At 62.6% G+C, this 22907-nt stretch carries 19 protein-coding genes; 4 read left to right on the forward strand and 15 right to left on the reverse strand.

The window, feature by feature from the left end:
• Nucleotides 1-25: 25 nt before the first annotated feature.
• From CDV46_RS21385 to CDV46_RS21405, 6 genes are read right to left on the reverse strand one after another with little or no spacing between them, the layout of a single operon-like run.
• The gene (locus CDV46_RS21385) at nt 26-823 is read right to left on the reverse strand and encodes a maleate cis-trans isomerase family protein (protein ID WP_087724817.1); all 798 of its coding nucleotides are present in this window, start codon (nt 821-823) and stop codon (nt 26-28) included.
• Nucleotides 820-1332, reverse strand: coding sequence for an acyl-CoA thioesterase (locus tag CDV46_RS21390; protein ID WP_087724819.1), 513 nt, complete (start codon nt 1330-1332; stop codon nt 820-822). Before CDV46_RS21390 ends, CDV46_RS21385 begins: the two co-directional genes overlap by 4 nt.
• Nucleotides 1329-3050 carry an AMP-binding protein gene (locus CDV46_RS21395; RefSeq protein ID WP_087724822.1) on the reverse strand — a complete coding sequence of 574 codons (1722 nt, stop codon included), beginning with the start codon at nt 3048-3050 and terminating at the stop codon, nt 1329-1331. The genes CDV46_RS21390 and CDV46_RS21395 overlap by 4 nt, the downstream gene beginning before the upstream one ends.
• Before the next feature lie 28 nt (nt 3051-3078).
• Nucleotides 3079-3336, reverse strand: a complete 258-nt coding sequence (locus CDV46_RS27675; RefSeq protein ID WP_369597120.1) for a hypothetical protein — start codon at nt 3334-3336, stop codon at nt 3079-3081.
• On the reverse strand, nt 3333-3980 hold the full coding sequence (locus CDV46_RS21400) for a VOC family protein (RefSeq protein WP_369597121.1): 648 nt from the start codon (nt 3978-3980) through the stop codon (nt 3333-3335). The genes CDV46_RS27675 and CDV46_RS21400 overlap by 4 nt, the downstream gene beginning before the upstream one ends.
• Before the next feature lie 57 nt (nt 3981-4037).
• Complete coding sequence (locus tag CDV46_RS21405) at nt 4038-5324, reverse strand: alpha/beta hydrolase (protein WP_087724824.1); 1287 nt, start codon at nt 5322-5324, stop codon at nt 4038-4040.
• A gap of 184 nt (nt 5325-5508) precedes the next feature.
• Between CDV46_RS21405 and CDV46_RS21410 the strand changes: the two genes are divergently transcribed.
• Complete coding sequence (locus CDV46_RS21410; protein WP_087686977.1) at nt 5509-6213, forward strand: TetR/AcrR family transcriptional regulator; 705 nt, start codon at nt 5509-5511, stop codon at nt 6211-6213.
• Nucleotides 6214-6237: 24 nt separating this feature from the next.
• On the opposite strand, the gene CDV46_RS21415 is transcribed toward CDV46_RS21410, so the two are convergent.
• From CDV46_RS21415 to CDV46_RS21450, 8 genes are all read right to left on the reverse strand, one after another.
• Nucleotides 6238-7557, reverse strand: coding sequence for an alpha/beta hydrolase (locus tag CDV46_RS21415; RefSeq protein WP_176399148.1), 1320 nt, complete (start codon nt 7555-7557; stop codon nt 6238-6240).
• Between the two features lie 83 nt (nt 7558-7640).
• Nucleotides 7641-9059, reverse strand: a complete 1419-nt coding sequence (locus tag CDV46_RS21420; RefSeq protein WP_254916150.1) for a CsgG/HfaB family protein — start codon at nt 9057-9059, stop codon at nt 7641-7643.
• A 21-nt stretch (nt 9060-9080) separates the two neighbouring features.
• Nucleotides 9081-9731 (reverse strand): hypothetical protein, encoded by a 651-nt coding sequence (locus CDV46_RS21425; RefSeq protein WP_087724831.1) that lies wholly within the window; start codon nt 9729-9731, stop codon nt 9081-9083.
• Between the two features lie 49 nt (nt 9732-9780).
• Nucleotides 9781-10911, reverse strand: a complete 1131-nt coding sequence (locus CDV46_RS21430) for a hypothetical protein (RefSeq protein WP_254916151.1) — start codon at nt 10909-10911, stop codon at nt 9781-9783.
• Nucleotides 10911-11873 carry a hypothetical protein gene (locus CDV46_RS21435; protein ID WP_254916152.1) on the reverse strand — a complete coding sequence of 321 codons (963 nt, stop codon included), beginning with the start codon at nt 11871-11873 and terminating at the stop codon, nt 10911-10913. Before CDV46_RS21435 ends, CDV46_RS21430 begins: the two co-directional genes overlap by 1 nt.
• Before the next feature lie 583 nt (nt 11874-12456).
• Complete coding sequence (locus tag CDV46_RS21440) at nt 12457-13362, reverse strand: CoB--CoM heterodisulfide reductase iron-sulfur subunit B family protein (RefSeq protein ID WP_087724837.1); 906 nt, start codon at nt 13360-13362, stop codon at nt 12457-12459.
• Entirely contained in the window at nt 13359-14324 is a 966-nt protein-coding gene (locus CDV46_RS21445; RefSeq protein ID WP_087686973.1) for a succinate dehydrogenase/fumarate reductase iron-sulfur subunit, read from the reverse strand. Before CDV46_RS21445 ends, CDV46_RS21440 begins: the two co-directional genes overlap by 4 nt.
• A 61-nt stretch (nt 14325-14385) precedes the next feature.
• The gene (locus tag CDV46_RS21450) at nt 14386-16179 is read right to left on the reverse strand and encodes an FAD-binding protein (RefSeq protein WP_087724839.1); all 1794 of its coding nucleotides are present in this window, start codon (nt 16177-16179) and stop codon (nt 14386-14388) included.
• A 246-nt stretch (nt 16180-16425) separates the two neighbouring features.
• Between CDV46_RS21450 and CDV46_RS21455 the strand changes: the two genes are divergently transcribed.
• From CDV46_RS21455 to acnB, 3 genes are all read left to right on the forward strand, one after another.
• Complete coding sequence (locus tag CDV46_RS21455) at nt 16426-17727, forward strand: MFS transporter (RefSeq protein ID WP_087724841.1); 1302 nt, start codon at nt 16426-16428, stop codon at nt 17725-17727.
• Nucleotides 17728-17859: 132 nt separating this feature from the next.
• Nucleotides 17860-18645, forward strand: a complete 786-nt coding sequence (locus CDV46_RS21460; RefSeq protein WP_058378073.1) for an AraC family transcriptional regulator — start codon at nt 17860-17862, stop codon at nt 18643-18645.
• 221 nt (nt 18646-18866) lie between these two features.
• Nucleotides 18867-21452, forward strand: coding sequence for a bifunctional aconitate hydratase 2/2-methylisocitrate dehydratase (gene acnB / locus CDV46_RS21465; protein WP_087724842.1), 2586 nt, complete (start codon nt 18867-18869; stop codon nt 21450-21452).
• Between the two features lie 586 nt (nt 21453-22038).
• Here acnB and CDV46_RS21475 read toward each other — a convergent pair.
• Entirely contained in the window at nt 22039-22845 is an 807-nt protein-coding gene (locus CDV46_RS21475) for an acetoacetate decarboxylase family protein (protein ID WP_087724844.1), read from the reverse strand.
• Nucleotides 22846-22907: the final 62 nt, after the last annotated feature.

Here is a 22907-nt window from a genome sequence, read left to right on the forward strand (position 1 = left end):
CTTTGTTCTGGGGATAGCAGTGGCGTCAAGCGATCCGCACGCGTGCCTTGGCATCGGCACCCGCCAGCAGCGCGCCCGCGTCGGGCACCACCGGGGCCAGCCCAAGGTGATCAAGCATCTGGCGCACGGTACTCACGGCGGTCGATGTCACGGGCAAGCCGAGCGCGTCCTGCGCCAACTGAATCGCAGGCAGCGACGGCATTTGCACGCAGGCGGACAGCACCACCGCATCCACGTTGGCCGTGTTCAAACGCTTGACGTCGTCGAGCAGTTGCATCGGATCGCGACGTCCGACTTCCAAGTTGTCCGGAATCTCGAACGACAGCGCGTCGATCACCTCGATACCTTCGTGCTCGATGTACTCGACCACTGCCTGCGTGAGCGGCTTCATATACGGGGCCATCAGCGACACCTTGCGAGCGCCAAGCGTTTTCAGGCCAGCGACGAGCGCGCCCGCCGACGTCATCACCGCAGCTTCGCAATGGTTTTCACGCGCCACGCGGCGCAGGTCTTCCTCGACCTGCCGGTGGTAGCCGGGCCCCATCGCCATGATGGCGACCAGACACGCGGTACTCATTACGTCCACGCGGGCGTCGGCAAGCTCAGCAGCGCAGCGCAACCCTTCACGGTTCATCGCTTCGAGCTCTTCCTTCACCACGCGATGCATACGCATACGGCTCGAATGAAACGTGAAGCGCTCCGGCAACACCTGCTCGCGTGCACGCAGCATCGCGGGGATCTCAGTCTCCATCGTGGTGTTCGAGCTGGGCACGATCTGGCCGATGCGAAAACTTTGAGAATTACGAAAATTCGTGGATGTCATGGGGTCGGTTCTCCCGCAAATGTGGTCGCGCCTGCCGCTTCGCAGTCCGTTCGGCAGTCCGTTCGGCAGCGCGTTTGGTATTGGTCAAGTGCCTCGCGCAAAACGGCTGGCATCTCGATGGACTCGCGCTTGCCGCGCTGGATACAGACCGGCGTGAGCCGCGCGACGAATGCAATCTCGCCATCGGCCTTGCGCGCAGTCATCAGCAACGTGAAGGTGCGCGTGCGGATACCGTCGACTTCAACACTGATATCGAAGGTGTCGTCGGGCCAGAGCGAGCGGCGGAAATCGAATTCGAGCGCGCGGGTCGGCGTGCCAAAGCCATGGCGATCCTTCACGGCCTGCGGCGTGCCGCCGAAGAGCGACCCGTAGAACAACTCGGCAACCGAGATGACGTAGTCGGAGAACGTCGCCGTGTAGACGACGCCCGCCGGATCGCACTCGCCCCAGCGCACCCGGCGGCGCACGACGAAGGGCTGCTCGCTCAACACGTATTCGGTGCTGATCATTTACCCTCCTTCGCGGCATGCACGGCCATCGACTCGGCAGACTCCGAGGCAATGCGGCCCGCAATCGCCGCACGCAGCGACGCTTTATCGACCTTCCCCACCCGCGTGACGGGAAACTCGTCGACCGTCTCGATGCGCTCCGGGCATTTGAACTTCGCCAGCCCGTGGCCGACGAGAAAGCTCGCCAGCGCCGCCACGGTCGGCGCGGCATGCCCGGGCCGGAGAATCAGATAGACACAGCCCTTCTCGCCATAGAGCGCGTCAGGCATGGCCACCAGCTTGGCGTCGGCCACCGCAGGGTGATGGCTCACGAACGCCTCGACCTCTTCGCAACCGATCTTCTCGCCGCCGCGATTAATGTTGTCGCGCAGGCGTCCCTCGAAGGCGAAGCAGCGCACACCATCAACGACGCGCGCCGTCACCATGTCGCCGGTGCGCACGAAGCCGTCCGGCGTGAGCGTCTGCGCCGTGGCTTCAGGGGCGTGGTAATACCCGCGCAGGCTCGACGGCCCACGGAAGCACAACTCGCCCGGCGTGCCCTCATCTACCGGCAAGTCGGTGCCCGGGACGAGCACGCGAATCTCGTCGTCCTCACATCCCGACAAGCCCTGCGTGTGGTGTCGAACAGCAGCAGGCAACCCTGCCCCGGCGCCCATGAGCAAGCCTTCGGTCGTACCGTAAAGATTGAAGCAAGGCACGCCGAGATGGTCTTCCAGCGAGTCGGCGCGGCTCATCGTGCCGAACAGTTCCAGCGATGACAGATCGTGCCGGGCCACGTCCTTGTACGCGATCATCTGCGGCGCCACCGGCCCGATCGACAGGCCATGCGTGACGCGATGCATCTCGATCAGCGTGAGCATGCGGGCGATGTCGACGCGCGGCATCAGCACGGTCGTCATGCCGGTGGCAACGGTCGATGCGAGCACATAAAGCTGACCGGCGTTATGCAGCAGCGGCAACGACCAGATCATGCGGCTGTGCTCGGTCATGCCGATGTGACGCATCCACGCGAGCGAGTGGCCGAGATATTCCGCATGAAAGCGCGGGATGATCTTCGGCACCCCCGTCGTGCCGCCCGAGAGTTGAAAACTCAAGACGTCTTCACTGCCGATGCGGATATCGGAAAGCACGGCACGCGCTCGCTCGACCGGCATGGCATCGATCAATCGCTCGACGCCATGAGCACCGCTGCTCGTCAGGCTGTCGTTCGCTGCGCGGGCGACCAGCAAGTGTTCGATCGACGGATGCCGGTCCATCATCTGACGCGCGAACGCGACGAGATCGAAGCTCGAGAAATCCGCCTGAACGAAGTAACCGCGAGCGCCCGACTGCGCCGCCAGTTGGCCGATTTCGACTTCCCGGTATTGCGGCACGGCGCAAACCGGCACCACGCCCGCCTTGTAGGCGCCCATCAGCGCGACGACCGTGTCCACTGTCGTGCCCATCTGGAAGATCGCGCGGTCGCCGGGTCGCAGGCCCAGTTCGATCAGCGCCGCGCCGAGGCGCTCGCTACGCGCGTCCAGCTCGGCAAAGGTCAGTGTGACCTCATCGCTGAGATAGGCGGGGCGATCCGGCACACGTGCAGCGGTGGCCCGCAACGCATCGCCAAGGGTCGTGTCCTGCCAAGCATTCGACGCAAAATATCGCTGCGCCAGTTCCGGCGGACAGTACGTGACGCCGTCGATCCGATGAAAAATACGGTGATGAATACCGCTCATGCTGTCTCCTGCATGGTCTGTCGCGAACTCAGGCGCGCGGGGCTATCCGCACGATGTCGCGTTCGTAATCGATCCGGCCGTCGAGGCCGCCCGTGAAAAGGCCATACCAGACGGCCGGCTTCAGCCCCAGCGCCCGGCGCTCGAAGGCGATCGGCACGTCGCTGGCAATCACCGTGTAGTCACCGGCTGTCTCGATACGGCATTCAGGCAGTCGCCGCGCCGCGTCGATCAGCGACGCGAACTCCGGCACGTTCAATACGAAAATCTGCAACGGCTGGGCGCTCATGACTGACGCTCCCCGCCTAGGCGTTGATTGAGGTGTTGCGCTTTGCGCAGCCAGACGGCGTCAATACACGTGAATGGTGCGCTGCCGTCGCGGGCTTCGTCTTCGATTTCCATCGCGGCCTCAAGCGTGGCAGCAGCGTCACGCGCATCAATGCTCGCCAGCGCGCGCAGCTTCCGGGTGATCTCGATGAAATAGCCATTCGGGTCACGGAAGTAGATCGACTCGATCACCTCGTGTGCCGTCTCGGCCGACACTTCGACACCGCGCGCTTCCAGACGGACTTTCCACGCGTGCAGATCGGCTTGCGTGTCGACCAGCCATGCGGTGTGCGTGGCGTCGAACACGTGATCGTCGGGAAACGGCGCGCTGCCCTGATGGCGAGCAAGCGTCGCGGGCTCGTCACTGCCGAGATAGTAGAAAAAGGCGATGGTGCTGCCGTTGCCGCTATCGAAGAAGAAATGCAGAAAGTCGGGGTGCGTGGCAGGCCCCCAGCCGCGTGCAGAGATCGTGTGGATCAGCGGCAGTCCGAGCACGTCGCGATAAAACTCGACGGTTTCGCGCAGGCGCCACGTCGGCCGTGCGGTGTGATCAACGCCATGCAGACGCAAGGCAAGATCCGCAGCGGGGATGTCATTCAACTTCATGTCGTGTCTCCCGAAGTTCGGGTCAATGGGTTGGCTAAAAGAGAGCGCTCGATGCCGTCATTGCGGAAACGTCTCGCGCAGCCAGTCTTGCAAGAGCCGTCCCGCGACGTAGCGTCCGGCTTCGTCCTCAGGCGCGAGCGCGCGGCCATGGTGGTCGCCGCGCACGCGCCGATGGGATTTGTGTGTCGTGCCGAGGCTCGCGTAAATGTCTGCGATCACACGCGGGAAGCACGCCTGATCGCCCGTGTATTCGATCAGGAGCGTCGGCTGCACGATGGCGGCCGCCGTTTTCGAGAGCAGCGCATTTGACGACAGTCCCGACCATGTCGACAGCCACGCTTCGGGCGAGCAGACACGCCCGAAGCCGACCGATCCGTAGTTGGATGCGAACGGGTCGCTGCCCCACAACGAGCCATAGCGACGGTCCGAAGGGTCGAGCGTCAGGTCGAAGCAACGCAGGTCGGCGTCGGTACGCCACACGGTCATCAGCGGCGTGTGGGCTGCCATGCGGCGCAGTGCGCCGTCGGCACTGCCGCCGTCGCGTTTCATCCGTTCGCGCGCGCCTTGACGAGCGGCGATCAGATCGCGGGCCATCGCGTCGAGCCGGGCCACGCGGGCGGTTTGCGCCGCACGGTAGCGCGTGACGAAGTCGGCGTCGTAACGTGACGATGCGGGAGTCCCGGGTTGTCGCGGCACGAAGCCATTGGCCGTATCGAACGGGTCGAGCGCCGGATCGACCGACAGTGCGTCGTGCTCGTTGGTAACCGATGGGTCGATACACATTTGCAGCAACGCGCCCTGCCCCGGATGGGGGGCAACGAACACCATGCCGTCGACGACCGGCATGTCGAGCGACGCCAGCTTCGTCGGACGCCCACCGGGGGTGCGTTCGATGCGCGCGTCCGGCGCCAGTCCCGACTGCTGCACATAAAGGGCGTAAAGACCGCTGCCGCCCGAATTGCCGAGAAGCACGATGCGCTTGAAGCCCGCGTCGCGCAAAAAGCGCATGCCGGCGGCCACGTCGTACAGCGCAAATTCATGCTCGAGCCGCATGTCGTTGCCCACCGAGCGCGGCGCCTGCGTCCACGCTGCGAAGCCTGCGTCGACGATGTCCGGAATCAGGTAATGGCACGCCATGAATTCGCGCGGATGCATGATGCAAACCACCGTATCGGGCGACCCGGCGGTATAGAGCGACCCGCTCGTCGCCGCACCGTCGCCGGTGCGCAGCACCACGTTGCGGGTGCTCGCGCCAAGCGGCAGGTCGCGCGGATTCCAGTCCGTGTTCAGAAACCCTGCGGTCGCGCTTTGGCCGTCGCCGCGACCCTGTTGCTGTTGACTCATCTGCCACCTCCTTTTTTTACATACTAGTTTAATTTTTTACGAATGAGTAAACATTTTTACATAAATTTGACGGAGTAGTAAAAACCCGTAAACAACCGTGGCACAGCGCTTTGCGCCGCGAGGGAATTTGGTTAAGGTGTTGGTTTTCTGACGCCTGCGTCAAAAGACGCGCCAGACAGTGGCCATGACCAAAGCACAGACCAAAAGCGACGCGTTGCGGGAAAACATTCTGGAAGTCGCCACGCGGCTATTCATCGACCGTGGATTCGACGGCACGAGTTTCAACGACATAGCCGATGTCGTCGGCGTCAGCCGGCCGGCGCTGTACTACTACTTCAAGAGCAAGGAAGCGATTCTTGAAGTCCTCACCACGGTGGTCACCCGCGCGGCGGGGGAGTTGGCTTCCGAGGCATTGCCGGAAAACTTGCAGCAGCCCTCGGCGATGCTGCGCCATCTCGTGCTGCGCCATGCGCATCTGATCCTCACGCACCCGCTGCAATTTCGGGTCGTCGAGCGCAATGAGGACAACTTGCCGCCCAAGCAGAAAAAGCTGGCCGAGCAGTCCCGCCGCACCGTGCTGGAGCAGTTCCGGCATGCCATCGAGTTGGGGATCGAGCGGGGTCAGTTCCGGGTGATGGATGCGAAGGTCGCCGCGTTTTCCATCATCGGCATGTGCAACTGGACGGCGTGGTGGTTCACGCCCGCAGGCCCGCGCAAGGCCGAAGAGATCGCCGAGCAGATTGCCGACATGGCGTTGCGCACGGTCGAGCAGGCGTCCGGGCGGCAACCCGGGGAACCGGGCGCCGCCGGCGTGATCAAGCTGCTGCGCGAGGATATCGACCTGCTGGAACGGCACCTCGCCACCGAGCGCGGCAAAGCGGCGCCGTAACGCGCCCACCGCCCCAGCGAATGGCTATCGGGCGGCGGGCGTCAGCGTATTGCGCGTCCGGCAGACAACCTTCGCGTTGTTGGCCTTGCCGCCAACTACCCAGTAGCCATCCACTCGCTGCCACTTATCTCCGGATCTCGCCGGCATATTGCGCAGCATCAGGTTCTTGATATCCGTCAGGAGCGGAAGCGTCTCTGCAAAATAAGCATGCGACGGGAAGTCATCCGGCAGGTTCGACACCACGTTGTCGATGCCGGGGACGATGACCTGCGGGGCCGTCCCGCAGCCGACGCGTGGATAGTCGTGAACATGGCTGGACGCCGCCACCGCAAAGTCGTACGGCGAAAGGTAGACCGTCGTTCTGTCTGACACTTTCAGATAGTTCGGTGCGAGTTGGGCAAACAGATCGCGGTCGACGTCGGCCGCGGCGAGGATGATCTGGCCAAACCGAATCCCTCGCTCCGATGAGACGGCGTTCACACCGGACGCAATCACGCGAAGCAGTGCCCGATTCCCCATGCTGTGCGCCACGATGTGAATCTTTCGTCCGTTTGCCGCCTTGGCGACCGTCTCCAGAAACGACCGGAAATACACCTCGCTGGTGTCGACGGTTGCCTCGTCGAAGGTGTACTTGATGACGTCGCTTCTCGCCGCCCATGAGAACAGGAACATGTTGTTCGCCGGCACATCCAGATCAGCGCCCAGTTGTGCCGCGCGCAATGCCGCGTCGTTGAACGAGTTGTTGTAGCCGTGAATGAAGACCACGACATAGCCGTTTTCGGGGCCCGTGACCGGCCGAAGTTCACGTTGCGCGATGGCAAGAAATTGCGCCTCGCCCGGTATCGACTCGAAACGGTTCACCGTCAGCTTCGGATCGCTTCCGAAGTACGTCCCGATGTCCGACCCCAGCGAGCCCACACGGTGATTTTTAGGGATCGTCACGAACACCCGGCCATAGTGAAGCGCTTCATCCCGATCATCTGAGAAGCCCGCCCCAGCAGGCGATGCCTTGCGTGTCGTGCCGAACATGACCGGATAGTCGAACGTCGACGCCGTCGGTCCGGTCTTTAGTGGAATTTCAGCGGTTGTCGGCGGCAGATAGCCCACCGCGCTGAGTGTCTTGTCAGACACCCCTGTTGGCAACGTGCACGCCGCAAGCAGCAGCGTGCCCACGAGTACTCCCCCGAGCCCCAAACCCCGTTTCATAGCAGCCTCCGCGATGCGTTGTTCTGACGACAGCTTGCGTGGATAGTGCGGTCCACCAATTTTGCGCAACGCTACCGTATCCGCCAACCCACGCCTACTAGGGCAGACGATGACCTCATGCCCGTCGAAGCCCTTCAAGCAGCCGTTCCACTGCCCCGCCCATAAAAAAGCCCACATGCGAACATGTGGGCCTTTTCTACGACTGAACGACTACCTGCTGCTTACCACTTGTCGTCCTTGGCTGGCGCCGGCTGCGCCTGTGCTTCCGTCGTCCGCGCCGTCTTCTTCACCGCCTTGGGCGCGGCAGCACCCTCCGGCGCTGCGGCCTGAGGTGCCGCTTGAGATGCCACCTGCGATGCCGTACGCGCCAATTCGCCGCGCACCTGCAAGCCGGCCACCGGCAGGTTATCCAGACTGCCGCGCACGTTATCCAGATGCCCGTACGAGAGATTCTGCGTCACGCGCTCGACCACCAGCTCGCAACACGGATTCTCCGAACGCCCTAGGCTCTGGCCCGTCTGCGGGTCCTTGAACTCGTTGCCCATCGCGACGACTGCGTAGCGTGCACCTTCACGCAACGCCTGTCCGCCCTGACTGACGACCACGTTGGTGCCATCGCGCGCCACAACCGTAATCGGGAACGTCGATTGCAGAATCGCACTGACAATGGCCTTGCCGGCCTGATCGGTCATCTCGGCGAGAATGCGCGGGCCGTCGACACCGGTGCCAAGCGTCGTCGGCGGCGTCGTCGGCATTGCCGCACTCAGCGTGCTCGACGACGAGACCTGACGCGTCGCCACATTCACCAGCTTCTGCGACAGCGCCCAACCGCCCGAATAACTCACGAGCTGCCGGTCGCTCGTGCGCAGTTGGCGCGCGAAGCGGTTATAGGCAAACGAATTGACGTGCGCACTCCAGACGAGATCGGCACTGGCGGCTTGGGACAGTTTGGCGAGCTCAGCTCCCGGTGCCTGCCCCGACGCGATCAAGTCCAGCTCGCGCTCGAGTTCCGGACTCATCTCGCGATCGAGAACGGCGAAACGTCCGGTCTGCACCAGCGCGTCGCTCACGCGCTGACGCAGTGCTGCGGCAACGTCGCGCGACGGCACAGTGATGTCGCCCATCGGCAGCGTCGGCTGATCGAATACCACCGGGCCAACCACCACCTTGAGCTTCTGCATGTCGGCCGACGGCTTGAACTTGGCGATGTCCGCCTCGATGGTCGCCTTGAAGCGCTTCGACAGCACGCCCGGCTCGTCGAGACTGACAACGCGCAGGTGCTGGATCACACCGCCCGAGCGCTGCTGCACGACTTCGGCAAACGCATTGCCGCGCAGCGATGCCGAATCCTGATCCAGACTCACGTCGAGCCCGAACTTGGCCGCCACGCTATCGGTCTGCATTACAGCACCGTTGACCTGAAGCAGCGCCATCTTCATGGCTTCGCGCATGGCTTCGCCAGCCGTCGTGCCGAAACCAACGGCGGTTGCCTTTTCGGTGTCGAGCTTGCCGACATCGGGCACCGGTGCGGCGGCACTCGGTGCAGACGCCGGCGCCTGCGTGGACTCGGCCGGCTTTTCGCTACAACCGGCGACAAAAAAGAGGGCCACAAGGGCCCCCGTGAGCGACTTACGCATCATGAGTGTCCTCGTGGCTGTGCCTTACAGCGCTGCCAGTGCCTTCGTGGCGTCTGCCGGCACGTCGATACCGTTGCTGCGGGCGAAGTCGATGGCGTTCTTCAGCGCCTTGCCAGCTTCCGTCACCGAACCCGGGAAGTTCGACACCACATAAGCGGCACCGCCCAGCGACGTCAGCGCCATCGGCGATGCGCTCTTCATGCTGTTGCCCATGGTCGTCACGTCGTTGCGCATGCCCGTGTAGTGGACCATGCCCAGTGCCAGGTGGCCCAGACCTTGTGCAAACGTCTTCTTGCTCGCCGCATCCAGCACCGGCTTTTCCTTGAGCTTGGCGGCAATCGCACCGCTCGTATCGCCCACGGCGCTGACGGCCTTCGAGGCAGCGTCCTTGTCATCGGTCGAACCCGACGACAGTTGTTGCGCAACAGCGGCCGCTTGTTCGGCTTGCGTCTTCAGGCCCAGTGCTTCACCCATCTTGGCGTTGGCGTTGAGCACGTCGACGTTGGCGGCAACGTAGTTGCGCACCAGCGTGGTTTGCTGACCGCCCAGATCCGCCGAGCCTTCGCTCGACGACTTGCCGCCCAGCAGATTGCCCAGACCGCCGAGTTGTGCGAACGAGGCGCCCGAAGCACCGACCAGAGCAGCTGCAACCGCACACGCAATAATTTTCTTCATGATGATTTTTCTACGAGTTGTCTACGAGTTGAATGGAGGGATGTCGCAATTAACGCAAACTGAGATTGGTGATCTGGCTGGTCAACTCGCGTGCAGCGTTGTTGGCGGCCAGACGCAGCGCGTTGTTACGCGCCTCTGCTTCGGTCGGACCGGTGCCCGCATACTGCACAGGCCCCACCGACGCAATGGTGTCGGGAATGGTTTGCCCGATATCGAGCAGCTTGGCGTTGACCGTCACGGCCACGCGCATCAAGCCCGAATTCGGATCGCGGTCTGCCAGACCGACGTCCAGCGTGCCGAGTGCGATGTAGGCCATGTGCGCGACGCGCATGCCGGCGACCATCGATGCCAGCGTGGCGGGCTTCAGGTCCATGCCGGACTGGTAATCGTTCTCGACGTTGGCCACCTTGAACTGACCACCGGTGTACGGCTCGATCAGCGCGGCTTCATTGACCTTGAACCCGGCCTTCGCGAAGGTCGACGTGAACACCTGCGACAGGTTTGCGCTAGGAATCAGACGGAACGTCGAATCAGTTGCGCGACGGGTCCGGCTGCCGCCGGTTTCAACCGAGACTGAGCGCTGCATCGAACCCGACATCTGCGCGCTCGTCGACGCGCTGGTGCCGATCTGGCCGCCACGGATGCTTTCACCCTCGACGCCCTTCTCCGAGTAATTCGACTGCCCCTTCACATCGACCTTGCCGTCGACACGTTTGTAGACGCGGTCGTCATACGCCCGCGACGATTCCACCTCGCGCGAGACGAAGATGAACGCCAGCGGCGAACGCCCGGCCACACCGCCCTTGGCAACAGCCGAATTCGCCTTCACCGCGTTACGCAGATTTGCCACGTTGAGCGAGACCCGCACAGCCACCGTGTACTGCTTCTTGTCGGAGTTCTCGTCCTCGGCGAGGATCGTCGAGTCGAGGATGTAACGATCCGGGTCGGAGAGAATCTTCTGGCGAATCGCGTCGAAGTTCTCCGACTCGGCTTCGCCCGCGTCAGCGTAATAGAACTCCACGGCCTTCAGTTGCGCAGCAGACAGCGCACGCGCCTTGTCTTCGCGGGAGATGGACCAGCCTTCATAGGTCACGGTCGCCTTGCCACGTGCTTGCTGCACTTGTGCGAGTGCGCTTGAGGCGAACACCATCGCCGCCAGCAAAAGGAACAGTTTTTTCATTACTTGCATAGCTTCATCAGCCCTGTCGTCTTATCAATCTGAGACGTAATGTCCGACGCCGAAGCGGCAGACTTCACCCATGAATCGTCCTTGCCGGCGATCGCTTCCGAGAGCTTCACGAACAACCCGTTGATCGAGTCGTAGTAAGCCGGAAAGTCATCCACCCACGTCTGTGAAGCCGGCACCGGCTTGACCTCGCCGTTCTTGAGCGAGGTATTCAGATACGTGGCACCCGTGAGCGGTTCGCGAATACTGATGTCGGCGTACGAACCGTAGATGTACGCCGTACCCACCGCGTTTTCGCTGTACTTGATCTTCTTGAAGTTCTTGAGCGTGACGTCGATTTCGTAGTCGGGCTTGGGCAGCGTCAGGTTGAACACCGTACCGTCCATGACCTGCATCGACATGACGTTGCCGATGGCGTGCCCCTTCGAATACGGAATGACCGGCACACCGATACGCGTGGAGATCGCCTCGCTGACCATGTCGGCCGCCCACGTCTGGGCGCTGGTCGGTGTCGCCTTCAGGTAATCGGGCAACACGGCGGCCGCTTCCGGCGTCACGTCGACATGGACGACTTGCAGATAGCGCGGTGCTTGATCCGGCAGCTTCGCGTCGCCGATGGCGGACGCGAAACGGGCATACAAACCGGGTTTGCCGTTGGCACCGTCGTAGACCATGCGCACGCGATCGAGCACTTCAGCCTGCGTCGGTTCATGATCGAGATTGTCGACATAGCCGAAGCTGACCGGATAGGACCGCAACACCGTCATCGACTTGAAATCGAAGAACAAGGCTTGTCCACGCAGCATCACGAACAGCTTGCGCACGGCGCCAAAGCGCTCGACGGACACCGTTTCGGAATTCAGGACGAGCGACACCACAATTGCCTGATCGCGGCCTTTGAGTTGCTCGATCGGCTCGGTCGTAAGTTTGAAGTTTTGTGCCGGATGTTGATTCACGGCAGCAAGAAGGCGCTTGTACGGAGAATCCCCAGCGGCTTTCAGTTGGTTTTCGTAAGCGCGCGAAAAAGGAAACCGTTTGGCAAGACTCGCGGCGTCACCGCCATATGCCGCGCCCGCAAATGTCACTGATTTATCAGTGATTTGTGCTTTCGCACACCCCGAAAATGCAATCGCAAATGCAAATGCAAGACGGAAAAACAATCCGCCCACCTTCATATTCTTTGACTCCCCCATTAGCGCCCACAACAATGGACGCGAGCCGCCGAATACTGTCGGAGTATCGTTTTTCAGTCAATCATTTTCGATGTGAAATTCTGATAAACCGGAGAATATCGAAAATAGATGGTAGTACTCACTATCAATAAAAATCATTTCACATGATCGCCTTTTGACAACCAAGGCCGCCAATGACATGCAGCCGTCTTTGTTTAAATTCGGCCGCGCGTTTCGCCGAATGACTACTTGAAATGATAGGTTGCCTGATCAACATATTTTGTGCCAATCAAGCATCTCGTTATTTCACATACATTCTTCCTACATTCGGAGGAATTACGGCGGTGAGGGTTACGTTTTTCCAACGCTACACACCTCGTTGAACCCACCGGACTTCCTGCACCGGCACAACGTGCCGCTTGAGACCGAGCGCTGCCGCATCGATGCCCAATGCGAGCCCGACGAGCTGCGGCAGATGCAACACCGGCAGATCGAGCGAGGTGTTCAGATCGCGCGCCATGTCGTCCTGATAAGTGTCGAGCACCGTATGACACAGCGGACACGGTGTCACCATTGCGTCCGCCCCCGCCGCTTTTGCCGACGCCACATGCCGCCCGCTAAGTTTGATGGGAATCACGTCGCTTTGCGCCGAACAGTGGAAACCGCAGCATGCCGTTCTGCCGGAATAGTCGACGGTCGTGCAGCCCAGAATCTGTGCGAGCGTTTCGATCGATCTGACGTCACGCGCATCCGTGTCGCCGAAAATCGACGGTGGCCGAACGATGTGGCAGCCGTAGAACGCCGCAATCCGATGTTCCGACAGCGGTGTTTTCACGAGCGCACGCAACCGCGCCTCCCCCACTTCCTCCAGCAGATACCAGAGAAAGTGCGTCACACGTGCCGTGCCCCGGTAGACCAGCCCCTCCTCGGCGAGCTTGCGGTCCACGCGAGCACGCAACGCCGGATCGTTGTCGACGCGCTGTTTCGCTTCGATCAGGTTCAACGTACAGGTATTGCAGATCGTCATGAGATCGAGGCCTTTCGCCTCGGCCAGCGCGATGATGCGCACGTTAAGCGCGACGAAGCGCTCCGGGTCGGCCGCACGAATCTCGCGACTGCCGGTGCAGGTGGCGGAACTCAGCGTTTCGAGCGCGATGCCCAGCCGGTCGGCGACAGCGTGTGTGGCCTCCAGCAACTCACCACAAGTGGTACGTGCGCTGCATCCGGGGTAGAAGGCGATTTGCATGTTGGGGCCTTGATGGGAAGCACTCATTTAAAGAAAATTCGCCGGATCGTCTTGATGCCGTCTACCGGCCGGCGCAGTAGCGCCGCCAATGGGCTGACTTTGCCGCGCAGCATCAGCTTGAGCGTGCGGCCGGGGCGTTGCAGCACCGCACGCCAGCCACGCGTGCCAAGCACCAGCAGCATGGGTTCGATACGCCCGCGTCGCGCGACGATATCCATGAACGTGCGCGCATGCGGCGACGCATCGCGGGCATGCGCGTAAGCCAGTTGCTTGAGCGGTTCGATCGCGGCACTCACGATCGGAATGTGCGCGGGGCAAACGGCTTCGCACTGATAACAAGACACGCAATGGTGAACGTGCGCCTCGTCCAGAATGGCTTGCAGACGGGGCGCGTCGTCGCGGGCGTCCAGCGCGACGCGGGCCAGATGCACGAGCGGTGCAGGACCGGCAAATGCAATGTCATCGGGAAAATCGAGCACCGGGCATGCCGAATAACAGGCCAGACAACTCAGGCAGTCCATCGTGGCGCGCAGCGTCGCGGCGTTGGCCGCGTCAATCGGTTCGGGAAACCCGCCATAAGGCTTCGACCGCTGAAGCCATGTCTGCAACGACACCAATTTCGCTTCGGCAGGCGCGCGATCGACCGCGAGATCGCGAATCAGCGGCAGATGGCGCAGCGGTTCGATATGCATCTCGGCTTCGGCCGCCTCCCAGCAGGCGAGCACTTCGCGTCCGTTCATCCGCACGGCGCAGGTGCCGCACTTCTTGGTGCCGCAATACCATCGAAAGCCGATATCCACGGCGAGCGCTTCCTGCACGTAATTCAGAGCGTCAATGATGCGCATGTGCGGCACCCCCGGCACCGCAAAGGTTTCAACGTAAGGCGCAGCGTCCGTCTCAGGATCGAAGCGCGAGATGTGCAGCGTCACCGTCGTCAGTTCACTGCCGCTGCCGATGTCGCCCCGAAACTGCCTGACGTCCGAATGCATGGGTGCCCTCTTCGCGAATGGGTGGTTATTGATGGATCGTTAAATTCGGGATGGCCGCAGGTCACCAAGGCACGCTGAAATACTCCTGCCGGTCGAACCCCGGCGCGATGCCGCCTGCCGGATAGCGCTCCTTCCTGAACCGGTAGTCGCTGCCGTCACGCGCCACGATGTTCTTGCACTGCCATTCAGTGTTGTCGACGTACGGAAAGTCGGTCCGATAGAACGTGCCGCGACTCTCCTCGCGCTTCAATGCGCTTTGCAGCGTGACCTCGCATACATCGATCAGGTTGTGAACATCCAGCGCATCGAGCCACGCCGTGTTGAAGCGCCGCGACGCACTCGGCGGCGTCATGCGCGGCAACTCGCGCTCGCGGAACACGGCGAGCCGGGCCAGTCCCTCGCGCATCGCGTCGCCGCTCTTGATCAGGCCGTAGGCTTCGCCCATTGCGTCCCAGATGCCGGTCTTGACGTGCATGGGGGCCAGAGGCTGCTGACCGCTACCGTCAGCCCCCGCGCCTGTGCGAAGCGCCTCGACCCGTTGTTCCTCCGCCCGGATCTGCTGTTCCGTGAGATCGTCGTGGCGATGGCGGTCTGGCAAGCCCCCGGCGACCGACTCCGCTGCCAGCCCGCCGTCGTAGATCGCGACGGCCAGACTGCCCGTCACGTGAGCGCCTACGCCGCCCGCCACCCACAAGCCGTCGACGCTGGTGCGCATCGAGTGCGGGTCGGACTCGATCCCCCCCTGCCGGTAGTGCATCGTGGTGCGGGCTTCGACTTTGTCGCGTGTGATGTCCAGTCCCAGCTTTTCGAACGCTGACCCGGCGTACTGATAGCGCCGCAGCACATCGGCGTCGATGTGGCTGTAAGACGTGTAATAGCCGCCGCTAAAGCGCGCCTTGCCCGCGAGCACCTGCTGCGTGAGCCGTTTCACCTGAAGCGAATACGGCGCGAGTGCGGCAGGGGCATCGCGTGCCTGCTCGAAGAAGCATTCGCCCTGCGCGTTGTACACACGCGAACTCTGGTCGGTCCCTACCAGCGGGTTCGGATACACGTGCAGGCGCTGCCATGTCGGCGGGTTCGCGAAATCGCTGATGTGCCAGAACTGCATCTCCAGATTGCTCATCTCGGCCCCCGCGCGAAGCGCCAGCGCAATGCCGTCGCCGGTTTGTTCGCGCGTGCCCGTGGAGCGGCGCACCAACCGGTCCGCGTGCCCCGTCGCCATGACGACCGCCTTCGCATGCACGGCAAACATCTCGCCGTGCACATAGTCCAGCGCCGTCAGGCCACAGACTTCGCCATTCGCGTTGCGCAGCAGCGCCGTGACCACACACTCCTCATGCATCGGAATGCCTCGCGCTTGCAGTTGCTTGCGCCGGATGTCCATGAGCAAAATGCCAGTCTGTCCCTGCATGGGGGCGACCGCCCAGCGCACGGGTGAATGGCTCATCGCGATCTGGCCATCGGCCTCACGCGAGAACAGCAACCCCAGCGATTCCATCTCCGGATAGAAAGTGTTCTCGATCCAGTGACCGGCGGCGGCCAGATACGACTGATCGACGAGGAAATGGCTGTAGTACTTCGCGAAAAATTCGAGCGAGGCGGCCGCGTTCTGGTCGGTGCCGCCGAGCATCTTCGAGCCGACGATGACTGCGCCCGCCATGATCGACGCGCCACTCTTGCCGACCAGCCCCTTGGAGATCAGCATCGGCTTCAGGCCCAGATCGTGCAGGCGCAACGCGGCATAGGTGCCAGCCCCGCCCCCGCCAACGACCACTACATCGCACTGGATCACCCTCATCGCAGCAGCGCCCTCCTCGGGCCGGTTGTCGAAACGTGTGGAATCGAATGTGTCCATTGTGGGCAGCCCGCCCGGCACCGATGCAGCGATCGGGACACGTCATCCACCAAAGCGGCCAAAGTGCGCGGCGCGGCAAGAACGCCCCGAACGCTCCCGGACGAGACCGGCCGCCTCGGCAGAAAATTTTGTCCGCTTTGCGATATGTGTTGTCCCGCGCGCGGTGTGTCGGGCGGACAAGTCACGCTAATGTGAACAGGGCCGTAAAACACATAACAACGACTATCTGGTAAGAGGAGACACACCATGGATGCGACCCTGCAAGCCGTCGCCCGCAACGAGCGCGGTTCGCCGGCGAAGTCAGTCATCTTGGGCGCGGGTATCGGCAACGCGCTCGAGTGGTACGACTTCGCCTCGTTCGTGCTCTTTTCGCGCTATTTCTCGACGCAGTTCTTTCACGCCGAAGATCCGACCGCCGCCTTTCTGTCAACGCTGGCCGTCTTCGCCGTCGGCTTTCTGCTGCGCCCCATCGGCGGCATCTACTTCGGCTGGCTCTCCGACCGGCGTGGCCGCCGCTTTGCGATGGTGGCCTCGATGGCCGTCACCGCCGCCGGGTGCCTCGTCATCGCGGTGTCGCCCACCTACGCGTCCATCGGACTGATGGCCCCGGCGCTGCTCGTGTTCGGGCGACTGCTTCAAGGCTTCGGTCTGGGCGGCGAGATTGGCGCATCGTTCACGTTCCTCGTGGAAAGCGCCCCCGTGAACCGGCGCGGCTTGTGGTCGAGCAGCATGTTCATCGCCATTACCGGCGGCTCGCTACTGGCGACCGCCGTCGGGCTGGTGCTCACGCAGGTGTTCTCCGCCGACGAGATGACCCGGTACGGCTGGCGCATCCCGTTCTTCTTCGGCACCGCTCTCGGGGTCTACGCGCTGTTCCTGCGCGGCCGCCTGAAAGAGACCTCCGCGTTCGAACAGGAGCAGAGCGAGGCGCGCGCAGGCGTGCCGACGCAGCCGATGGCGCAGGCCATCTGGGAACACCGCACGTCGGTGCTGCGGATCATTGCCCTCACGGCCGGACCGACGCTGACGTTCAACACGTGGATGTCGGGGGCCATCACGTTCGCCACGCACTTCAAGGGTGTCGATGCGCGTCAGGGGCTATGGGCGCTGTGCATCGGCTGTCTGGTCTATATGGCCGTGCAGCCTTTCTGGGGCGCGCTCTCCGATCGCATCGGGCGTAAGCCCAACCTGCTGCTGGGCGCGGGCGGATCGGCGCTGGTCATCGTGCCTGCGCTGATGCTCATCGACGGCTCGTTCGTGCGGCTGACGCTGGCAATCTGCATCGGGCTGGTCGTGCTGGCCGCGTGGACCGCCATCGCCCCGGCGGTCTACGCGGAGTTGTTCCCCACGCGCATTCGCGCCACGGGCGTCGCCATCCCTTACTCGCTGACGGTGGCGATCTTCGGCGGCACGGCCCCGTACCTTCAGAACTGGCTGGCCGATCACGGGCATCTGGGGTGGTTCGCCGCGTATCTGATTGCGCTCAACCTGTTGACGGTGGCCGCAGTGCTCTGGATGCCGGAAACGCGCGGCCGAGCGCTCGAATAACCGTTGCCAATCAGGCAGTTGCAGGCTGGAGGCTCGCCCCCTCCAGCCTCGTGTTAACCCCCATGTCCTGCAACCGACGTTAAGGAAAGAATGAAACGCGCATTCCTTTCCCCTGAAGCCAGGTGGCACGTCATGCAGACCCGGATCATCACCGCACAGGATGTCGAGTTCTTCGAGTCGCGAATCTCGCCCGCCCCCATGGTCGGGCTGGCGTTCGAGTTTCCGTCCGGCGGCGGGGTCGAGCCCCACGTGCATCCCTATGGGCAAGTCTTGTTCGGCAGCGAAGGCATCATGACCGTGGACACGCCTCGTGGCACTTGGGTCGTGCCGCCGCAGCGCGCCGTCTGGATTCCGCCGATGACGCTGCACGCCGTGCGCTTGCGTGCGTCGTTCGGCATGCACAACCTGCTGATCTCGCCGCACGTCGTGGCCGACCTGCCGAAGACCTGCGAACCACTCGTCGTCTCGAACCTGATGCGCGAACTGATCCTGCGGGCCGCCGCCACCGACGAGCCCATGCTGCGCAAGCGCCACGTCGACAAGTTCTTCGAGATCATCCGCGACGAGCTCGAATTCAGCGATGAGATTCCGCTCTCGCTCGAAATTCCGCGCGAGCGGCGCCTCGCCCGCTTGTGCACCGAGTTCCTGCGCGAGCCGTCCGATAACCGCACGTTGCAGGAATGGGGCGACCACGTCGGCGCCAGCGCACGCACGCTGTCGCGGCTTTTTACCCGCGAACTCAATCTCACCTTCGACGAATGGCGCCGCCACGTGCGCCTGCAAGAGGCGCTTTACCGGCTGGCCGAAGGCCGGGCCGTCTCGGCGGTCGCCAACGAACTCGGCTACGAAAGCACGACCGGTTTCATCGAAATGTTCCGCAAATCCCTCGGACGCACGCCCGGCCAGTACTTCACCTGAGCCCGCACCGGCGCCCGCGTGCGCGCCTGCGCCGCCCCCCCTTGAAATCCACGTTGCCCGGCACCCGCCGGGCAACTGTTGCTTTTTCAACTCTTATATAAGACATAAGACATTTGACCTTATGAGTTGTGGGGACTAAAATCGCGGGCAAAGCAGTGTCCGGAACACCCATGGAGGCCCACAAGGCCTTCTCCTGAAACTCAATACCAGCAGGTCCCCAAATGCTTGAAAACTTTCGTGCTCACGTGGCCGAACGCGCCGCACTCGGTATTCCTCCCCTGCCGCTGTCGGCTCAACAGACCGCCGAACTGGTGGAACTGCTGACGAATCCCCCCGCCGGTGAAGAACAAACGCTGGTCGATCTGATTACCCACCGTGTGCCCGCCGGCGTGGACGAAGCCGCCCGCGTGAAGGCCGGTTTCCTGGCCGCCGTGGCCAAGGGTCAGACGCCGTGCGCGTTGATCTCGCGCGCCCGCGCGACCGAATTGCTCGGCACGATGCTGGGTGGCTACAACATCGCCCCGCTGATCGAATTGCTCGCCGACGCCGAAGTGGGCACCGTGGCTGCCGACGCACTGAAGAAAACCCTGCTGATGTTCGATCAGTTCCACGACGTCAAGGAACTGGCCGACAAGGGCAACGCCAACGCGCGCGCAGTGCTGCAAAGCTGGGCTGATGCCGAGTGGTTCACCAGCCGTCCGGAAGTGCCGCAAAGCCTGACGATCACCGTGTTCAAGGTCACGGGCGAAACCAACACCGACGACCTGTCGCCGGCCCCTGACGCCACCACGCGCCCGGACATCCCGCTGCACGCGCTGGCCATGTTGAAGAACACGCGTCCCGGCATCACCCCGGAAGAAGACGGCAAGCGCGGCCCGATCAAGTTCATCGAATCGCTGAAGGACAAGGGTCATCTGGTCGCCTACGTGGGCGATGTGGTCGGCACGGGTTCCTCGCGCAAGTCGGCGACCAACTCGGTGCTGTGGTTCACGGGCGAAGACATCCCGTTCGTGCCGAACAAGCGTTTCGGCGGCGTGTGTCTGGGCAGCAAGATTGCCCCGATCTTCTACAACACGATGGAAGACGCCGGCGCCCTGCCGATCGAACTCGACGTGTCGCAAATGGAAATGGGCGACGTGGTCGAGCTGCGCCCGTACGACGGCAAGGCCCTCAAGAACGGCGAAGTGATCGCCGAGTTCCAGGTCAAGTCCGACGTGCTGTTCGACGAAGTGCGCGCTGGCGGCCGTATTCCGCTGATCATCGGCCGTGGCCTGACCGCCAAGGCACGTGAAGCGCTGGGTCTGGCCCCGTCGACCCTGTTCCGCCTGCCGCAGCAACCGGTCGACAGCGGTCGTGGCTTCTCGCTGGCCCAGAAGATGGTCGGCCGCGCCTGCGGCCTGCCGGAAGGTCAAGGCGTGCGTCCGGGCACGTACTGCGAACCGAAGATGACCTCGGTTGGCTCGCAAGACACCACGGGCCCGATGACCCGTGACGAACTGAAGGATCTGGCCTGCCTGGGCTTCTCGGCCGACCTCGTCATGCAGTCGTTCTGCCACACCTCGGCGTATCCGAAGCCGGTGGACGTGAAGACGCATCGCACGCTGCCGAACTTCATCAGCACGCGCGGCGGTATCGCCCTACGTCCGGGCGACGGCGTGATCCACTCGTGGCTGAACCGCATGTTGCTGCCCGACACCGTCGGCACCGGTGGCGACTCGCACACCCGCTTCCCGATCGGCATCAGCTTCCCGGCAGGTTCGGGTCTGGTCGCCTTCGCCGCTGCGACCGGCACGATGCCGCTGGACATGCCGGAATCGGTGCTGGTCCGCTTCAAGGGCAAGATGCAACCGGGCGTGACGCTGCGCGATCTGGTCAACGCCATTCCGCTGTATGCCATCAAGCAAGGCATGCTGACGGTCGCCAAGCAAGGCAAGAAGAACATCTTCTCGGGCCGCATTCTTGAAATCGAAGGCCTGCCCGATCTGAAGGTCGAGCAAGCGTTCGAACTGTCGGACGCCTCGGCAGAGCGCTCGGCCGCCGGTTGCACGGTTCACCTGAACAAGGCACCGATCATCGAGTACATCACCAGCAACATCACGCTGCTGAAGTGGATGATCGCCGAAGGCTACCAAGACCCGCGCAGCATCCAGCGCCGTATCTCGGCCATGGAGCAATGGCTGGCTGACCCGCAACTGCTGGGCCCGGACGCCGATGCCGAGTACGCTGCCGTGATCGAGATCGATCTGGCCGACATTCACGAGCCGATCGTGGCCTGCCCGAACGACCCGGACGACGTGAAGACGCTGTCGGACGTGGCCGGCGCCAAGATCGACGAAGTGTTCATCGGCTCGTGCATGACCAACATTGGTCACTTCCGTGCCGCCTCGAAGCTGCTCGAAGGCAAGCGCGACATTCCGGTCAAGCTGTGGGTCGCCCCGCCGACCAAGATGGACCAGAAGCAGTTGACCGAAGAAGGCCACTACGGTGTCTTCGGCACGGCCGGTGCCCGTACCGAAGCGCCGGGCTGCTCGCTGTGCATGGGTAATCAGGCACAAGTGCGCGAAGGTGCGACGGTCATGTCGACCTCGACCCGTAACTTCCCGAACCGTCTGGGCAAGAACACCAACGTGTACCTTGGCTCGGCGGAACTGGCGGCAATCTGCTCGCGTCTGGGCAAGATTCCGAGCAAGGAAGAGTACATGGCCGACATGGGCGTGCTGAGCGCCGACAGCGACAAGATCTACAAGTACATGAACTTCGACCAGATCGAAGACTTCAAGGAAGTGGCCGACACCGTCAAGGCGTAAGCCTGCGGTCGGGTTACGGCGTGCAGGTGGCGCCGTAGCATCAAAAGAAAATGGCGCCCCGAGTGTAATACTCGGGGCGCCATTTTCACATCTGGTGCAACACGTTGAACCCGCGCAGAAAATCTTGGCGGCCCAGCGTAATATGCGTTCATTCTTGTCTTGATCAGGATAACGATGCGTTTTCTCCTGTTAGTGCTTACCGCTTGTTTCGCGGCGAACGCTTATTCGGCGAACTACCCCTGCTCAGGAAGTAAAAGGGGGCGTGGACCGCTGTCTCGGCGAGCAATTCCTTTGCCGTGACGGATCGATCAGCGCGTCAAAACGTGTGTGCTCCATGCCAGAGGCGGTTGCTTCGGCGTCACACTCCAAATCGCTGTCGCTTAGTTCGGACAGCCAATGCAGTTGCCGATCCGGGCAATACTGCACTGGCCCGCGAGGCGGAACGTTCTGCTATTCCGACAGCGGAAAGAAATCCTATTTCAGAAAGTAGACTTTTCCGGAATACCAGCCAAACGCAAACGTCGACTCGCCGGCCTTCGCCCTCTATCGAGAAGCGAAGCCGGTCGGTAGCCCGCGGGTGATGCAATCAGCCGCCTTGGCGATTGTCGAGCAGCAACTCGCCGCCGTCCCACACCGTGCCCATCTGCTGGTAGTACCCGCCCACGACTTCTTCGACGGCCAATGTCGCGAGTTCCTCGGTCGGCGATTCGAACAGGGCCAGTTCGGCGTCGGCCACCCACGGGTCGCCGCACTCGGCTTTCGCGGGCTTGTGCGTCACCAGTTCGTTGAGCGACTCGCCGCCGCCCTTCTCGATCGACTGAAGCACGCGCGTATGCAGCAGCGGATAGATGTTGACCGTGGGGCCGCCCGTTTTCACCTGCTCGCGCAGCGTGATCGTGGCTTGCGCAATGCGGCGGTCATACGTTGTCAGACTCGCGCCGAAGCGGCCGCCCGGCGCCAGTCGCGGGGCCGGGCCATAGGGGAACGGCCGCGTCTGGTAGATGGAGCCGAATTTCTTCGGATACCCCATGTGAATGCCACGCCCCAGCGAGAAGTCGCGATCGACCCAGATGTGCACGATCCGCGTAAATGTCTGCCCCTGAAACTTCACCTTCACGGCGAGAAACGCCTCGGCATACTGCGCGCGAACGGGGTCGAGCATCTCGGCACCGCCGGTCGAGCACGACTGCCAGTCGGCCCAGACCATCGCGACACGGCCCGGGTCTTCGTCGGCCAGTTCCAGCGGCGCGGGCAACAGCGCCTTGATGCGATCGGGGTTCGTGCGGTATTCCACGGTCAGCCACGTGCCGGAGTAGTACCAAGGCGGATCGGGAATCAGCGATGCCACGCCCGTCGGGGTTTGCGGAAATAGAAATCCTTTCAATTGACTCATAACGTTCTCCGTAATTGCCTGAGGCCACTCAGGCATCGTTGTTCTGCTCGTTGTTCAGACGA

The sequence above is a fragment of the Pandoraea sp. PE-S2T-3 genome, assembly GCF_002179965.1.
Taxonomy (GTDB): domain Bacteria; phylum Pseudomonadota; class Gammaproteobacteria; order Burkholderiales; family Burkholderiaceae; genus Pandoraea.

Bases quoted from the DNA above. Each gene is read 5' to 3' on its own strand.
- CDV46_RS21385 (WP_087724817.1), bottom strand. From the start codon at position 823: ATGACATCCACGAATTTTCGTAATTCTCAAAGTTTTCGCATCGGCCAG.
- CDV46_RS21390 (WP_087724819.1), bottom strand. From the start codon at position 1,332: ATGATCAGCACCGAATACGTGTTGAGCGAGCAGCCCTTCGTCGTGCGC.
- CDV46_RS21395 (WP_087724822.1), bottom strand. From the start codon at position 3,050: ATGAGCGGTATTCATCACCGTATTTTTCATCGGATCGACGGCGTCACG.
- CDV46_RS27675 (WP_369597120.1), bottom strand. From the start codon at position 3,336: ATGAGCGCCCAGCCGTTGCAGATTTTCGTATTGAACGTGCCGGAGTTC.
- CDV46_RS21400 (WP_369597121.1), bottom strand. From the start codon at position 3,980: ATGAAGTTGAATGACATCCCCGCTGCGGATCTTGCCTTGCGTCTGCAT.
- CDV46_RS21405 (WP_087724824.1), bottom strand. From the start codon at position 5,324: ATGAGTCAACAGCAACAGGGTCGCGGCGACGGCCAAAGCGCGACCGCA.
- CDV46_RS21410 (WP_087686977.1), top strand. From the start codon at position 5,509: ATGACCAAAGCACAGACCAAAAGCGACGCGTTGCGGGAAAACATTCTG.
- CDV46_RS21420 (WP_254916150.1), bottom strand. From the start codon at position 9,059: ATGATGCGTAAGTCGCTCACGGGGGCCCTTGTGGCCCTCTTTTTTGTC.
- CDV46_RS21425 (WP_087724831.1), bottom strand. From the start codon at position 9,731: ATGAAGAAAATTATTGCGTGTGCGGTTGCAGCTGCTCTGGTCGGTGCT.
- CDV46_RS21430 (WP_254916151.1), bottom strand. From the start codon at position 10,911: ATGAAAAAACTGTTCCTTTTGCTGGCGGCGATGGTGTTCGCCTCAAGC.
- CDV46_RS21440 (WP_087724837.1), bottom strand. From the start codon at position 13,362: ATGAGTGCTTCCCATCAAGGCCCCAACATGCAAATCGCCTTCTACCCC.
- CDV46_RS21445 (WP_087686973.1), bottom strand. From the start codon at position 14,324: ATGCATTCGGACGTCAGGCAGTTTCGGGGCGACATCGGCAGCGGCAGT.
- CDV46_RS21450 (WP_087724839.1), bottom strand. From the start codon at position 16,179: ATGGACACATTCGATTCCACACGTTTCGACAACCGGCCCGAGGAGGGC.
- CDV46_RS21455 (WP_087724841.1), top strand. From the start codon at position 16,426: ATGGATGCGACCCTGCAAGCCGTCGCCCGCAACGAGCGCGGTTCGCCG.
- CDV46_RS21460 (WP_058378073.1), top strand. From the start codon at position 17,860: ATGCAGACCCGGATCATCACCGCACAGGATGTCGAGTTCTTCGAGTCG.
- acnB (WP_087724842.1), top strand. From the start codon at position 18,867: ATGCTTGAAAACTTTCGTGCTCACGTGGCCGAACGCGCCGCACTCGGT.
- CDV46_RS21475 (WP_087724844.1), bottom strand. From the start codon at position 22,845: ATGAGTCAATTGAAAGGATTTCTATTTCCGCAAACCCCGACGGGCGTG.